The organism is Ruegeria sp. D3, assembly GCF_056534465.1.
On the sequence record NZ_JBQFPK010000010.1, the window covers coordinates 110,135 to 124,133 of the forward strand.

Sequence of the window (13,999 nt, forward strand, 5' to 3'; positions counted from 1 at the left end):
GCGCAACCGGGGTTTCTATGCGGTGCCGCAATCTGCTATGCCGCGCTGCAACATAAACCCCGGAGGAGCGATCATGAGCGCCACCGCCCGCAAAAAAGCCCCCAACGCCGAAGATATTCGGGCGCGCAAAGGGGGCGAGCCTCTGGTCTCGTTGACCGCCTACACTACGCCGATGGCCCGATTGATGGACGACCATTGCGACTTCGTTCTTGTCGGCGACAGCGTCGGCATGGTCCTGCACGGACTGGAATCGACGTTGGGCGTGACGATGGAGATGATGGTGATGCACGGTCAAGCCGTCGCCCGCGGGCTGAGCAATGCGATGATGGTCATCGACATGCCCTTTGGCAGCTATGAACACTCGCCTGCCGACGCGTTCCGCAACGCAGCGCGGCTGATGGCTGAAACCGGCGCGGGAGCCGTCAAGCTTGAGGGCGGGGTCGAAATGGCCGAGACCATCCGCTTTCTGGTCAAGCGCGGCATTCCGGTGATGGCTCATATCGGCCTGACCCCACAATCGATCAACACGCTGGGTGGCTACAAGGTACAGGGCCGCGATGAACAGGCTGAGGCCGTGCTGGCAGACGCCTACGCCGTCGCAGGCGCAGGCGCGTTTTCGGTCGTGTTAGAGAAGGTTCCGCAACGTCTGGCCGATCGCATCACAGCCGAGGTTGCGATCCCCACCATTGGCATCGGTGCATCTGCGGGCTGTGACGGGCAAATCCTTGTGGTCGACGACATGGTGGGCTTTTTCACCGCCTTCAAACCGAAATTCGTCAAACGTTATGCCGAACTTGGCCCGCTGGCCGAGGCCGCCATCGCCGAATACGCCGCCGAAGTGCGCGCCCGCAGCTTTCCGGCGGACGAACATGTCTTTGCCGATCAGGCCCCGTCCAAAGGACCAAAGACATGACAGCCCCCATCCTGCGCCGCCTTGCCGATCTGCGCGCGTTGACGACAGAATGGCACCGCAAGGGTGAAGTCATTGGCGTGGTCCCCACCATGGGCGCGCTGCATCAGGGGCATCTGTCGCTGGTTGAGGCCGCCAAGGTGGGGGCCGACCGCGTGATCGTCACGATCTTTGTGAACCCCAAGCAGTTCAACAACCCCGAAGACTTGGCCAACTACCCGCGCACCGAACATGAGGACGCGCAGAAACTGGCCCCATTTGACGTGGATGCGATCTATGTGCCCGACCCGGATGAGATCTATCCGCGGGGCTTTGCCACCACCGTTTCCGTCACCGGCCTGACCAACGTGATGGAGGGTGAATTCCGTCCCGGCCATTTCGACGGAGTCACCACTGTCGTCGCGAAGCTGTTCCTGCAAACACAGGCAGACAGAGCCTATTTCGGCGAAAAAGACTATCAGCAATTGATGGTCGTGCGCCGTATGGCCCGCGATCTGGACATCCCGATCGAGGTTATTGGCTGCCCCACCGTCCGCGAACCCTCGGGGCTGGCGATGTCCTCGCGCAACCTGCGTCTGTCACCCGAAGGGTTGGAGATCGCTGCCCACAAACACCGGATCATGACCGAACTGGCCTCCGCTTTGAAAGATGGCGCGGCCTTTGACATTCTGGCTGCGCAAGCGCAGACCGATCTGCTGGCCGCAGGGTTCACGCAGGTCGAATATATCCAGCTCCGCTGCGCCGAAACGCTGGAACCACTGACCCATGCCGACCGCCCCGCCCGGCTGTTTGTGGCCGCTTGGGCAGATGGCGTGCGACTGATCGACAATATTCCGGTCTGAACGCTCTGGCACCCGCGCTATTGTTTGCGCTAAAGTCCTGCAAAACCAATACCGGAGGGGGGCGCGGGGCATGACCTATATTCTCGCTATTGATCAGGGCACCACATCATCGCGGGCCATTCTGTTTGACGCTGAAATGCAGCGCGCGGGCACCGCACAGCACGAATTCACCCAGCATTTCCCGCAGGAAGGCTGGGTCGAACACGACCCCGAGGAAATCTGGGACAGCGTTTTGCGGGTCTGCCGTGAGGTGATGGAAACCAATGGCGTCACCCCCGACCAAATCGCCGGTATCGGCATCACCAACCAGCGTGAAACCACCGTGGTCTGGGATCGCGCCACCGGGAAACCGATCCACAACGCCATCGTCTGGCAGGACCGCCGCACCGCCGAGATTTGCGCCCGCTACAAACAAGCCGGTTGCGAGGATGATGTGACGGCCCAGACCGGCTTGCTGCTGGACCCATATTTCTCGGGCACCAAGGTGAAATGGCTGCTGGATACCGTCCCCGGCGCGCGCGAAAAGGCCGAAGCCGGAGAGCTGCTGTTCGGCACCATCGACAGCTTCCTGATCTGGCGTCTAACCGAAGGCCGCAGCCACGCCACAGACGCCACAAACGCCGCCCGCACCCTGTTGTTCGACATCCACAAAGGCGAATGGAGCACGGAGATCTGTGATCTGCTGGACGTGCCGATGAATATGCTGCCGCAGGTACTTGATTGTGCCTCGGACTTCGGAGAAACGACTCTGTTTGGGGGAAATATCCCAATTCTGGGTGTGGCGGGCGACCAACAGGCCGCCACCATTGGGCAGGCGTGTTTTCAGCCGGGGATGATGAAATCCACCTATGGCACGGGCTGTTTCGCGCTGCTGAACACGGGCGACAAACCCGTTGAGTCGAAAAACCGCCTGCTGACTACCATCGCCTATCAGCTTGACGGCAAGCGGACCTATGCGCTTGAGGGCTCTATCTTTGTAGCCGGGGCTGCTGTGCAATGGCTGCGTGATGCGTTGCAGATCATCGAAACGGCCCCCGAAAGCGGCGATTTGGCGCAACAAGCAGACCCTAATCAGCATGTCGTGCTGGTGCCCGCTTTTACCGGGCTGGGCGCGCCTTACTGGAAACCCGATTGCCGGGGCGCAGTGTTCGGTCTGACCCGCAATTCAGGTCGGGCCGAGTTCGCCAAAGCCACGCTGGAAAGCATCGCCTACCAGACCCGCGATCTGTGGCACGCCATGCAAGGCGATTGGGGCGCGGATACCGATGTGACGCTGCGCGTCGATGGTGGCGCCAGCGCTTCGGATTGGGCGATGCAGGGGTTGTCGGATTATCTGGGTGCTGAAGTTGACCGTCCGGTGATGCAGGAAACAACTGCTCTAGGTGCGGCGTGGCTGGCCGGAATGCGCGCGGGGGTCTATCCCGATCAGCAAGGGTTCTCGGAGACCTGGGCGCTGGACCGCCGGTTTAAACCTGAGATGTCGCAAGAGGATCGCGACGCCGCCTATGATCGATGGAAACGGGCTGTGTCAGCTGCGATGGCGTTCTGAACCGAGTGAGGGATCAGCTATGATCCTTCATCAACCGCTGCTTCTGACGTGACCAATCGCGCTTAGCCTGCGTTTCGCGCTTGTCGTGCAGTTTCTTACCCTTGGCGATGCCGATCTTCAGCTTGGCCCGACCCTTGTGGTTGAAATACAAAACCAGCGGCACCAGCGTCATACCCTTGCGCTGAGTCGCATTCCACAGATTTGACAATTCTTTGCGCGACACCAACAACTTGCGACGACGGCGTTCTTCGTGCTTGAAGACCTTCGCCTGCTCATATGGCGCGATATAGCTGTTGATCAGCCACAGCTCACCGTCATCGACCGAGGCATAGCTTTCGGCGATGTTCGAGCCGCCGGCGCGCAGAGATTTGACCTCGGAGCCTTCCAGCATGATGCCGCACTCGATATCCTCTTCGACCGCGTAATCGAAGCGGGCCCGCCGGTTTTCGGCGATGACTTTGTAATTCGGGTCGGTCTTCTGCTTTTGCTTGGCCATGACGCGTTGATTTAGGCGGCTTGGCGCGGCCTTGCAAGCCCTCAGGTCTTGGCGGAGATGATCAGGTCGGGGCCGAAAATCGTGTCGGCGTGGTTGTGCAGATAAATCTTGAGCCAGGGCGTGAATCGCGCGGGGTGGCGCTGCACCTCGGCCAGAAGGTCGTGATAGTCGATCCAGCGGATATCCATGACCTCGTCGGGGTTCGGTTCGATCTGCAATGGCCCACGCACATGGGCAAGGAAAACGTCCACCACCTCATGCTCGATCATCGAATTGCCCACATCGGCGTGGTATTCCAGCCGGTGGCGATATTCGGGATAGAGCCCGGTAATCCCCAATTCCTCACGCAGGCGGCGCACCGCGCATTCCGAGGGCGTCTCACCCCAGTCAGGATGGGTGCAGCAGGTATTCGCCCACAGGCCCGGCGTGTGGTATTTGCCCATCGCCCGACGTTGCAGCAAAATCTCGGTCCCGCGCACGACAAAGACCGACACCGCCTTGTGCCGCAAACCCTTTTCATGCGCTTCAAGCTTGTCCACGGGGGTCAACTCGCCATCGACCCAGGCCGGGATCATGATTCCCATCTTTCAACTCCTGCTGCCTGTCCGACGGACAGGTCGGACTCGTTCGGCTGCGTATTTCCAAGGTGGCGATGTTGAGCACTCATATCAATCGCACGAAAGGCCGCAGGGGGACTGCGGCCTTTCGATGAATCTCAGGAGATCGGTGTCAGATACTATTCGCTCGAAACGCTGACGATATAGGCATAGACGTCTTCACCGCCGGATTTCAGCCGGAAGGTCATTTTCGACTTGGCCGCTGTGTCATCCAGATAGGTTTTCAGGAAGGCTTTGGGGTCCTGAGAGTACTCGACAAAGGTTGTCTCATCCCAGACCAGACCGTTTTCACCTGCGGCCACGATGCTGTCACCGTATTTGAAGTCTTCAACCGTGCCAGCAGTGCGGCCCGCGATACCGTAAAGGTTCGGGCCGGTCTTGCCACCTTTGACGATCACTTCGCCATCCGGATCAGCGATCATGTGGCAGGATTTGCACTTGTTGAAGGCTTTCTTGCCAGCTTCTGCGTCACCTTCAGCATAGGCAGGAAGGGCCAGAAGGCCGACAATTGCAGTCGCGAGAATGCGATTCATGGCTTTTGCTCCGATACATATTGGCTGCACCGAATGGAACGCCGGCACAGAAAAGAGTCAACGCGCAGATTGCCGCGCAACGACACAGTGTCACAACCCGACTTTAGTCGTCCTTAACCAAAGTCATGCGTCTGTGACCAACATGGCAGCAGATCGCCCAACTCGGGTGTGGCCAGATAGACGGCGCGGACAATGGCCCGTGCAAGGCAGATCGAGGCCGTGTGGCCGATCAGCGCCAGATCCGCATCCGACGTCAGGGGTCGCGCACCGGTGCTGACTCCAAAGACCAGATCGCCATCTCCGGGCGTGTGGGCGGGCAGGATCGCACGGGCGATGCCGTCATGAGCCGCAACCGCCAACCGCTGACATTGCGGTTTCGATAGGGTTGCATCCGTGGCGACAATGGCGATGGTTGTATTGCCCTTGTCAGGTGCTGCCGGGTGCATGACCTGCGCCTTGAGGCTGGGCGCAGGCTGTCCAAGCCCCGAGGTCGGATCAGGCCCTAAACCGCCGAATTCGCCGCCCTGTTCGAACGGGGCGGCCCAGAAATGACGGTCGCTGGCCGTGGTAACACTGCCCAGCGGGTTGGCGGCAACCAATGCGCCGACAGTGACACCGTTTTCCAGCATCACCGAGGCAGAACCCAGCCCGCCTTTATGTCGGGCGGCCAAAGCTCCTGTGCCTGCGCCCGCTGTGCCCAGCGCGAAATCAGAGGCTGCGTTTTCGAACGCGGTGCGTCCCAGCGCGCGATAAGGGTTCTCGGTCCATGTCTTATCACCCCCGTTCAGCAGATCGAACAAGATGGCTCCGGGAACGATGGGGACAATGGCGGGGCCGACGACAAAGCCCCTGCCTTCCGCGCGCAAGGCGTCTGAGACACCCGAGCACGCGTCCAACCCAAAAGCCGAACCGCCAGAGAGGGTGATCGCATCCACCCGCTGCACCGATTTGTCCGGGGCCAGCAGGTCGGTTTCCCGTGTTCCGGGCGCACCGCCCATCACATGTACCGAGGCGGTAAAGGGCGCGTCCGCCGTCAGCACTGTTGTACCGGATTTCAACGCGTCGTCTTGCGCGTTGCCGACGCGCAGGCCGGGGATATCGGTGATCAGGTTTTTCGGTCCGGGCGTCATTTCTAGGTGATCCTGTGGGGAGGGGAAGTACGCAGGCGCGCTGCCTCCGGCGGAGGTATTTTTGGCCAGATGAAGAGCGGATCAGATACAGCGGCCACCGTCGACCTCCAAAGCTGTGCCGGTGATCATGCTGGCCTCGTCCGAGCACAGGAACAGGGCGGCGTTCGCCATATCCTGCGGGGTTGAGAAGCGGCCCAGCGGGATGGTGGACAGAAATTTGGCACGGATTTCGGGGGTGTCCTCGCCCATGAAGGATTTCAGCAGCGGAGTTTCGCCCGCCACGGGACAGATGGCGTTGACGCGGACGCCTGATGGGGCAAGTTCGACGGCCATGGTTTTGGTGGCGGTGATCATCCAACCTTTCGAAGCGTTGTACCAGTTCAGGTTCGGGCGCGGTGACAGGCCCGCCGTCGAGGCCACGTTCAGGATTGCACCCGCGCCGCGCGCCTTCATCTGCGGAACAAAAGCGCGCGCTGTCAGGTAGGCGGATTTCATATTCACGTTGAAGACACGGTCGAAATCATCTTCGGACACGTCCTCGAGCGGGGTTGGCAGGTGGGTGACGCCCGCATTATTGACAAGAATATCGACGGGGCCGAACGCATCGCCGGCCGCATCGGCCATGGCCTGAACTGAGGCCGCGTTGGCCACATCGACCGTTTGGGCGGTGGCGTTTTCGTGCTGTTGCGCCAATGCCTGCGCCGCATCGCCATTGATATCGGCGATCATGACCCGTGCGCCTTCTTCAAGGAACCGCTCGACGATACCGGCACCAAAACCCGACGCGCCGCCGGTGACGATTGCGGTCTTGCCCTTAAGCCTCATGGTCTTGCCCTCCCGTTTGGAGGTCAGACTAGCAAGGCGCGGGGAAACTGCCAGTTCAATCTTCGCTGACCCGCCCACGCAGCGCCTTGACGTCTCCGCGCGCTTTTTTCGCCGCCAGCCGCCGTTTGACCGAGCCATAGGTGGGCTTGGTCGCAACCCGTCGTTTGGGCTTGACCAGCGCGCGGGCGATCAGCTCGGCCAGACGGGCACGGGCCAACTCGCGGTTGCGGGCTTGGCTGCGGGTTTCCTCGCACTGGATGATGATCGCGCCCTCTTTAGTCCAGCGTCGCCCGGCCAGCTTTTTCAGCCGGTTTTTCACCGGATCAGGCAGCGACGGAGACCGCGCAGCTTCGAACCGCAGCTCAACGGCCGTTGAGACCTTGTTCACGTTCTGCCCGCCGGGTCCGGAGGACCGCACAAAGCTTTCGGTCATTTCCCAGTCTTGCAGAATGATATCGTCGGTGATGCGCAACATAGGCGCGACCTTAACTGCCCGAGCACAAAACAAAAAGGGCCGCCCCGGCGGGACAGCCCTTCGAAAGTTCAGGAGGTTGGGTCGGTTAGATCAATCGACCAGCCGGAGCGAGCGCTCCGCCAAGGGCTGCCCTAACAGGCGATCCCCCCGGTTGTTCCGACACCTCTCTCCAATCTCTTTCTCGACACTGGATCACCTCCTTATCTATCTGTTGCGGTTGATAAGGATGGTGACACAAGATGCGCCAATCTCCAAACGTTTTTTACGCAGGCTGTGCGGTCAGGCGCGAGACGATCACTTTGAACGGGATCAGCGCGATCATGGCCAGCGACAGTTTCACCAGCCAATCCGCGAAAGCCAACGTCACCCACAGAGGGGCCATTGGACCCGTCAGCATGAAGGGTACCGGCTCCCACGCCCAGTTGATCGCGGCGTCGGCATTGGCGCCAAACACGGTGACCGAGGCCGAGAAGGCGATAGTAAAGAACAACGCCGTATCCAGCGCCGATCCGACCAGGGTCGAGACCAGCGGCGCGCGCCACCAGCGGCCTCCGCGCATTGCATTGAACACGGTGACGTCGGTCAGCTGCGCGATCAGGAACGCAGTCCCCGAGGCCACGGCGATGCGCAGCGGCACGGCGGCATAGGTGAAGCCATCGCCCTGCAGCATGATCTGACTGCCAATCAGCGAGCAGATGATACCGGTGATGAAACCTGCGAACACAACCTTGCGGGCCGTGGCCACGCCGTAGACGCGGTTCATGATGTCTGTGACCAGAAAGGCCAGCGGATAGGTGAAAGCACCCCAGGTCAACAGCCCGTCAAAGATCAGGAACTGGACCAGAATGTTCGAGGCCACGACGATGGCGGCCATGGCAAGAATGCCGGGAATGTAAGCGCGTTGCATATTTTGATGCCCGTTTTGTCAAGGTAGCGGCGACTTGGCCAGGGGGTATCCCAAGGCAAGCCGTGCGTTTAGACGCTTGGGGGACCTAAGTCAATCGGGCAGCAGGTATTCAGCCAGCTCGGTGCGTTGTAAGGCTAGGAAGTTGTCATCCGAGATCATCGTTGCCCGCAGCCGCCCCTGATCGTCGCGCCAGATGGACAGACCTTCCAGGTTGTCATGCGCGCCGGTGCCAGTCTGGAACAGGGTTTCTTCGGTCTGAGGCCCGTCCCCGTCAATCTGCCAGCGCCGCAACCGGGATTTAAACCCCGTCCACCCCAGCGCACGTTCCAACACGTAAAGCCTGCCGTCGGGGTCGAAATCGGCCGATACAGGCAGGAATTTTCCGCTCTGCGGCAGAACAAACGGTGTCGACCACGCTTGCCCATCCCAGCGATAAACGGGGATGTCGCCATGTGGAGTCCGGCTTTTCTCGGGCATGGTGTAAAGCTGACCTGCAGCGTCAATTGCCACAGCCTCGAAAGACCCGTTCAGGTCAAGGGTTTGGAATGCCTGCGGCCGGGGTAGCACACTGGCTTTGGCACTTGGGGCGCGATAATGCGCCACGCGGTGCAGGGCCTCGAATGAGATGTAAAAGCTGCCATCGGACGCAAAGGCGATACCCTCGGAATCGCCAACCCTTCCTGTCAAAGGTCGCCCCTTGCTGGACAGAACCGGCCAGTGGCCTGTGATTTGGATATCTCGGATACCGTTCTTATCCCGCGCAATGGTCGCGCTTACCAACGTCGCCCGATCGCTAAGCGCGACCATCTTGTGGCCGCCCTCTGATATCTGCAGGGCCGAAAACCCGCCGAACCAATCAGCGGTGTGACGCCACACATGGCTTTGCAGATGGGTCGCGGACTTGACCTCGACCGCCGTTGCTGCCCCCGCAAAGGGCAGCGCGCAAATCAGTTGGATTGCAGAACGGCGGCGCATTGCTGAGGCAGATCGGCCAAACGATATTCACGCCGGGGCTTTGGTGCAGGCGCATTGGGATCGGGCGGAGGCGGATTGAGAATGTTGTTCACCCATTGCTGCGCTTGATCACAGCCATCGCCCTTGGGCGGCGGGTCCTGATTGACGCACCCTTTCGAACCACGCGGACAGGCCAGTCGAACATGGAAATGATAGTGATGCCCCCACCATGGCCGGATTTTTCGCAAATAGGCGCGGTTGCCCTTTTCATCCTTGCACATTTGCACCTTGGCACCAGGAAAGACAAAAATCCGCGCCACGCGCTTGTCCTTGGCGGCGGCTTTCAGGATCTCGTGGTGTTGTCGGGTCCAGTTGTCATTCACAAAGGCCCCTGCGGACCGGCGCAGGGAAATTGACGAGATATTCTCGCGCGCTTTGCGCCCCAGTCGCATGTTGTCGCCGGGCAGCATCCAGATGTCGATATCAAGGCCCAACTGGTGCGAGCGGTGACCGGATGTCATCGGCCCGCCCCTCGGCTGGCTGATATCCCCGATATAAAGCCCATTCCAGCCTGGCTGTTTCGCAGCAAACCGGCTGAGATCCTGCACATAGTCGATCGCCACCGGGTGCCCCCAGTTGCGGTTGCGCGACAGGCGCATGGCCTGCCACGTAGGTCCAGTTTCGGGCAGCTGCACCGAACCGGCGGCACATCCGCGCGAATAACTGCCGAACGCGGCTGGTTTTTGCTGCGAACTTTGCTTTTGCGCCCCGAAAAGCTGTTTGGCCAGCGGCTGTGCGCCCACTGCGCCCGCCCATGCAATGGCCGCCAATACGGTCAAAAAACGTAATAAAATCATCTGCTCTGATCCCCTTCCGGTTTAACCCAGCGCATTAGGAACAAGCCCAGAATAAACAAAGCAATGATCGGTGACACCCCCAGACGCGCACTTCCTGTGGCCGCCGTGACAATCCCCACCAACAAAGGCGCGGCAAATGCGGTGGCGCGGCCCGACAGGCCATACAGGCCAAAGCTCTCGACCGGGGCTTTTGGGTCCGTGTGGCGCACCATTAACGACCGGCTGGCCGATTGCAGGATGCCCCCCATACCGCCGATCAGGACGCCACAACCAAAGAACACCATATCCGGCAGGCCCGACCCCTCGGGCAAAGCAATGCCGTAAATCTGTGTCCGGTCCATCGACACCACTGTGATACAGACAAAGATCAGCACCCAGATCGCGATCAAAATCACTGGTTTAGGGCCGTATTTCTTGTCCGCCTTGCCCCCGATCCACGCAAAGATGGCCGAGGCCAGAACGCTGACAATCCCAAAAACGCCGATCTTGATCAGATCCCATTCCAGCACCAACCGTGCGTAAACGCCACCAAAGCTGTAAAGCCCGTTCAGCGCATCGCGATAGAACATGGATGACCCCAGATAGGTCGCCAGACTGACCCGGTGCCGCAGATCCGAGATGGATTTGCCAAGCAACCGCAGCGCCTCAGCCAGGCTACCCGTTTTCTCGGTCTGCGGATCGTCGCGAACCCACAAGAAATAAGGCACCATAAACAGCACGAACCACAACGCGGTGAAGGGGCCGACAAAGCGCGTCCCCTCCTGCGCGGCGGCGTCTAATCCAAAGGCCGGGTCCAGGCCGATCAGTGTTTTGCCATTGGGCTGTTCCACAAACAGCAGCAACATAGTCGCCAGCGAGATCAGCCCGCCGAAATAACCGAAGGCAAAGCCCGATCCCGAAATCTCACCCACTTCGCTGTCATCGCCCAGATCAGGCAATTGCGAATTGATGAAGATCAGCGCGTATTCCGCCCCCACAAAGCCCAGACCAAAGGCCGATAGCATCAGCCACATGTTCGACCCATCAGGCAGCGTGTACCACAGCGCAGCCGAGCCCACCGCATACATCACCGAGAACGCAAATATCCATGGGATGCGCCGCCCAGATACATCCGCCATAGCGCCCAACAAGGGGGCACCAAAAGCGATGATCAACCCGGTGATCGTCAGGCAATTGGCCCAAACCGTTTGCGCCCGCGCGGCGGCGGCCTGTGCATCCAGCCCGGTGCCGCTGAAGTACCCAGCCGCAACGCCTGCAAAATAGGGGCCAAATATGAAAGTGACCAACAACGTGTGATAGGGCTGACTGGCCCAGTCAAAAAACCACCAGCCCCAGATGCGCTTGCGCTTGGAAATCTCTGCCATGACTGCCCCTGTTATCGTTGTCTTTATAAGACGGGGCTTTACCCCAATTCGCAAGGGTTGTGTTGGCGCGGGCTTGCTCTTTGACGCCGGGGCGCTTACGTCTCGACAAAGCAATACCCCGGAGGCCCCATGCTGTCGCTGATCCAAATCCTTCTGCTGATCCTGGACATTGTCTGGTTCATCATTCTGGCCCATGTGATCATGAGCTGGCTGATCAATTTTCAGGTGCTAAACCTGCATCAACAGCTGGTGGCGCAAATCTGGTACGGCCTGAACCGCATACTCGAGCCGATCTACGGCCCGATCCGCCGTATCCTGCCCAATATGGGTGGCCTGGACCTGACGCCTTTGGTCGTGCTGGTCGGCGTCTATGCGGCGCGGATCATTCTGATCAACAATATGGTCTATTTCGTCTGACCTCTTGTTCACCGAATCTTAGTATGTGATTGTCCTGTCTTAAGAGCAGATAAACCTTAAAACAGGGCAACCCCGCAGATGTTCGACTCCGCGCCTTTGCTGCGAGATGTCTTTGGATTCGACGATTTCCGACCCGGTCAGGAAGAGATCGTCGACGCCGTGACGGCAGGCGAGAACGTTCTGGCCATCATGCCCACGGGTGGCGGTAAATCCCTTTGTTTCCAACTACCTGCCCTGCTGCGCGACGGCGTGACGGTGGTGATTTCCCCCCTGATCGCCCTGATGCGCGATCAGGTGCGCGGGTTGCAAGAGGCTGGGGTTGAGGCTGGCGCGCTGACCTCGGGCAACACTCCCGAAGAAACCGATGCGGTCTGGGAGGCATTGGAGGCCGGGCGGCTGAAACTCCTTTACATGGCCCCCGAACGTCTGGCCGCCGGGTCGGCCTTGGGGATGCTGCGCCGGATCAATGTTAGTCTGATCGCGGTGGACGAGGCGCATTGCGTCAGCCAATGGGGCCATGATTTCCGCCCCGATTACCTGCGGATCGGAGAGCTGCGGCGCGCGCTGAACGTCCCCTTGGCAGCCTTCACGGCCACAGCGGATGCGGAAACGCAGGATGAGATTGTCGATAAACTGTTCGATGGCACTGCGCCGCGCAAGTTCCTGCGCGGGTTTGACCGGCCCAACATCCATCTTGCCTTTGCCGCCAAAGATGGCCCGCGCAAACAGGTGCTGGAGTTCGCCGCCGCGCGCAAAGGGCAATCCGGCATCGTCTATTGCGGCACCCGCAACAAGACCGAAGTGCTGGCGCAAGCCCTGCGCGCCGAGGGGCACTCAGCCTGTCACTATCACGGCGGTATGGAGCCCGAAGATCGCCGCATTGTCGAAACCCGCTTTGCGCGCGAAGATGGGCTGATCGTGGTCGCGACCGTCGCCTTCGGTATGGGCATCGACAAACCCGACATCCGCTGGGTCGCCCATGCGGACCTGCCCAAATCCATCGAGGCCTATTATCAGGAGATCGGCCGTGCGGGCCGCGACGGCGGCCCGGCCGAGACCCTGACCCTGTTTGGACCCGATGACATCCGCCTGCGCCGCTCGCAAATCGACGAAGGGCTGGCCCCGGCTGAACGGCGTATGGCCGACCATGCCCGTCTGAATGCTCTGCTTGGGTTGGCCGAGGCGCTGGTCTGTCGCCGTCAAACCTTGCTGGGCTATTTCGGCGAAAAGGCCGAGCCCTGCGGTAAATGCGATCTCTGCGACACTCCGCCCGAAGTGTTCGACGGCACCACCCCCGTCCGCATGGCCCTATCCGCGATCCTGCGCACCGAGGAATGGTTTGGATCGGGCCATCTGATCGACATCCTGCTGGCCAATGAAACCGACAAGGTCCGCGCGCGGCGGCATGACGCCCTGTCCACATGGGGCATTGGCAAGGACTGGTCCCGCCCGCAATGGCAGGCAATTTTCCGGCAGATGATGGGACATGACCTGGTCCGTCCCGATCCCGACCGCCACGGCGCGCTGCGCATGACCAAGGCCGCCAAGCCGATCCTGAAGGGCGAGGCGCAGATCAACCTGCGCAAGGACACGATCCGCAAAGCCACCCGGCGCCCCGCCGTCAAGGCTATGGTGGCCGAAGAAGACGCGCCGCTGCTGTCGGCGCTCAAGGCCAAACGCCGCGCGCTGGCAGAATCCCAACGGGTTCCGGCCTATGTCATCTTTCCCGACCGCACCCTCATCGAAATGGCGGAAACCCGCCCGATGACGCTGGACGATATGGCCCGGATCGTGGGTATTGGCGCGAAAAAGCTGGAACGCTATGGCGATACTTTCCTTGAGGTGATCGCGGGTGAGGCCGCCGCCCTGCACCCGGCCCGCCGCAAACTGGCCGGGCGCGATCAGGGCGAGATTTACGACCAGCTTCTGGCCGCACAGAATGACCTGACCCGCGGGCCGGACGGGATCGACAAACCGTTGACATGTTCGGCCTCGCAACTGGCCAAGGTGGCCCAACTGCGGCCCGGCGATCAGCGCGGGCTGGAACAGGTGCTGGGCGACCGTCGTCACGAAAGGTTTGGCGCCGCCTTTCTGGACGTGCTGGAACAGGCGGGCTAAATACG

15 protein-coding genes are annotated in these 13,999 nt (G+C 60.6%); 5 read left to right on the plus strand and 10 right to left on the minus strand.

The window, feature by feature from the left end; all coding sequences use genetic code 11:
• The first annotated feature begins 73 nt into the window (after positions 1–73).
• The 3 genes from panB (at position 74) to glpK (ending at position 3,301) form a co-directional block, all read left to right on the plus strand.
• The gene (gene panB / locus ACR0DX_RS15555; protein ID WP_170527510.1) at positions 74–913 is read left to right on the plus strand and encodes a 3-methyl-2-oxobutanoate hydroxymethyltransferase; all 840 of its coding nucleotides are present in this window, start codon (positions 74–76) and stop codon (positions 911–913) included.
• The gene (gene panC, locus ACR0DX_RS15560; RefSeq protein ID WP_170355876.1) at positions 910–1,752 is read left to right on the plus strand and encodes a pantoate--beta-alanine ligase; all 843 of its coding nucleotides are present in this window, start codon (positions 910–912) and stop codon (positions 1,750–1,752) included. The genes panB and panC overlap by 4 nt, the downstream gene beginning before the upstream one ends.
• 70 nt (positions 1,753–1,822) lie before the next feature.
• Complete coding sequence (gene glpK, locus ACR0DX_RS15565) at positions 1,823–3,301, plus strand: glycerol kinase GlpK (RefSeq protein ID WP_170355875.1); 1,479 nt, start codon at positions 1,823–1,825, stop codon at positions 3,299–3,301.
• A 13-nt stretch (positions 3,302–3,314) separates the two neighbouring features.
• Here the strand turns inward: glpK and smpB are convergent, their stop codons facing one another.
• The 10 genes from smpB to ACR0DX_RS15615 form a co-directional block, all read right to left on the minus strand.
• Complete coding sequence (gene smpB / locus ACR0DX_RS15570) at positions 3,315–3,797, minus strand: SsrA-binding protein SmpB (RefSeq protein ID WP_170355874.1); 483 nt, start codon at positions 3,795–3,797, stop codon at positions 3,315–3,317.
• Between the two features lie 41 nt (positions 3,798–3,838).
• Positions 3,839–4,381 (minus strand): isopentenyl-diphosphate Delta-isomerase, encoded by a 543-nt coding sequence (idi, locus tag ACR0DX_RS15575; protein WP_170355873.1) that lies wholly within the window; start codon positions 4,379–4,381, stop codon positions 3,839–3,841.
• Positions 4,382–4,533: 152 nt separating this feature from the next.
• Positions 4,534–4,947 carry a cytochrome c family protein gene (locus ACR0DX_RS15580; RefSeq protein ID WP_170355872.1) on the minus strand — a complete coding sequence of 138 codons (414 nt, stop codon included), beginning with the start codon at positions 4,945–4,947 and terminating at the stop codon, positions 4,534–4,536.
• Positions 4,948–5,060: 113 nt separating this feature from the next.
• Complete coding sequence (locus tag ACR0DX_RS15585; protein ID WP_170355871.1) at positions 5,061–6,077, minus strand: P1 family peptidase; 1,017 nt, start codon at positions 6,075–6,077, stop codon at positions 5,061–5,063.
• Between the two features lie 81 nt (positions 6,078–6,158).
• Positions 6,159–6,902, minus strand: coding sequence for an SDR family oxidoreductase (locus ACR0DX_RS15590; RefSeq protein ID WP_170355869.1), 744 nt, complete (start codon positions 6,900–6,902; stop codon positions 6,159–6,161).
• 55 nt (positions 6,903–6,957) lie between these two features.
• Positions 6,958–7,377, minus strand: a complete 420-nt coding sequence (arfB, locus tag ACR0DX_RS15595; protein ID WP_170355867.1) for an alternative ribosome rescue aminoacyl-tRNA hydrolase ArfB — start codon at positions 7,375–7,377, stop codon at positions 6,958–6,960.
• A gap of 262 nt (positions 7,378–7,639) precedes the next feature.
• A complete protein-coding gene (locus tag ACR0DX_RS15600) occupies positions 7,640–8,284 on the minus strand; it encodes a queuosine precursor transporter (protein ID WP_170355865.1) in 645 nt (214 codons plus the stop codon).
• Between the two features lie 90 nt (positions 8,285–8,374).
• Positions 8,375–9,259 carry an esterase-like activity of phytase family protein gene (locus tag ACR0DX_RS15605; protein ID WP_170355864.1) on the minus strand — a complete coding sequence of 295 codons (885 nt, stop codon included), beginning with the start codon at positions 9,257–9,259 and terminating at the stop codon, positions 8,375–8,377.
• Positions 9,232–10,095 (minus strand): penicillin-insensitive murein endopeptidase, encoded by an 864-nt coding sequence (mepA, locus tag ACR0DX_RS15610; protein WP_170355862.1) that lies wholly within the window; start codon positions 10,093–10,095, stop codon positions 9,232–9,234. The genes ACR0DX_RS15605 and mepA overlap by 28 nt, the downstream gene beginning before the upstream one ends.
• Positions 10,092–11,459 carry an MFS transporter gene (locus ACR0DX_RS15615; protein ID WP_170355861.1) on the minus strand — a complete coding sequence of 456 codons (1,368 nt, stop codon included), beginning with the start codon at positions 11,457–11,459 and terminating at the stop codon, positions 10,092–10,094. The genes mepA and ACR0DX_RS15615 overlap by 4 nt, the downstream gene beginning before the upstream one ends.
• Positions 11,460–11,588: 129 nt before the next feature.
• Between ACR0DX_RS15615 and ACR0DX_RS15620 the strand changes: the two genes are divergently transcribed.
• The gene (locus ACR0DX_RS15620) at positions 11,589–11,876 is read left to right on the plus strand and encodes a YggT family protein (protein ID WP_170355859.1); all 288 of its coding nucleotides are present in this window, start codon (positions 11,589–11,591) and stop codon (positions 11,874–11,876) included.
• Between the two features lie 78 nt (positions 11,877–11,954).
• Positions 11,955–13,994 (plus strand): DNA helicase RecQ, encoded by a 2,040-nt coding sequence (recQ, locus tag ACR0DX_RS15625; RefSeq protein WP_170355857.1) that lies wholly within the window; start codon positions 11,955–11,957, stop codon positions 13,992–13,994.
• Positions 13,995–13,999 lie beyond the last annotated feature (5 nt).

What these genes read in the sequence shown, in the direction of transcription:
- glpK (WP_170355875.1), top strand. Translation starts at nt 1,823, where the DNA reads ATGACCTATATTCTCGCTATTGATCAGGGCACCACATCATCGCGGGCC.
- ACR0DX_RS15585 (WP_170355871.1), bottom strand. Translation starts at nt 6,077, where the DNA reads ATGACGCCCGGACCGAAAAACCTGATCACCGATATCCCCGGCCTGCGC.
- ACR0DX_RS15600 (WP_170355865.1), bottom strand. Translation starts at nt 8,284, where the DNA reads ATGCAACGCGCTTACATTCCCGGCATTCTTGCCATGGCCGCCATCGTC.
- ACR0DX_RS15620 (WP_170355859.1), top strand. Translation starts at nt 11,589, where the DNA reads ATGCTGTCGCTGATCCAAATCCTTCTGCTGATCCTGGACATTGTCTGG.
- smpB (WP_170355874.1), bottom strand. Translation starts at nt 3,797, where the DNA reads ATGGCCAAGCAAAAGCAGAAGACCGACCCGAATTACAAAGTCATCGCC.
- ACR0DX_RS15605 (WP_170355864.1), bottom strand. Translation starts at nt 9,259, where the DNA reads ATGCGCCGCCGTTCTGCAATCCAACTGATTTGCGCGCTGCCCTTTGCG.
- ACR0DX_RS15580 (WP_170355872.1), bottom strand. Translation starts at nt 4,947, where the DNA reads ATGAATCGCATTCTCGCGACTGCAATTGTCGGCCTTCTGGCCCTTCCT.
- mepA (WP_170355862.1), bottom strand. Translation starts at nt 10,095, where the DNA reads ATGATTTTATTACGTTTTTTGACCGTATTGGCGGCCATTGCATGGGCG.
- panB (WP_170527510.1), top strand. Translation starts at nt 74, where the DNA reads ATGAGCGCCACCGCCCGCAAAAAAGCCCCCAACGCCGAAGATATTCGG.
- ACR0DX_RS15590 (WP_170355869.1), bottom strand. Translation starts at nt 6,902, where the DNA reads ATGAGGCTTAAGGGCAAGACCGCAATCGTCACCGGCGGCGCGTCGGGT.
- arfB (WP_170355867.1), bottom strand. Translation starts at nt 7,377, where the DNA reads ATGTTGCGCATCACCGACGATATCATTCTGCAAGACTGGGAAATGACC.
- panC (WP_170355876.1), top strand. Translation starts at nt 910, where the DNA reads ATGACAGCCCCCATCCTGCGCCGCCTTGCCGATCTGCGCGCGTTGACG.
- recQ (WP_170355857.1), top strand. Translation starts at nt 11,955, where the DNA reads ATGTTCGACTCCGCGCCTTTGCTGCGAGATGTCTTTGGATTCGACGAT.
- ACR0DX_RS15615 (WP_170355861.1), bottom strand. Translation starts at nt 11,459, where the DNA reads ATGGCAGAGATTTCCAAGCGCAAGCGCATCTGGGGCTGGTGGTTTTTT.
- idi (WP_170355873.1), bottom strand. Translation starts at nt 4,381, where the DNA reads ATGGGAATCATGATCCCGGCCTGGGTCGATGGCGAGTTGACCCCCGTG.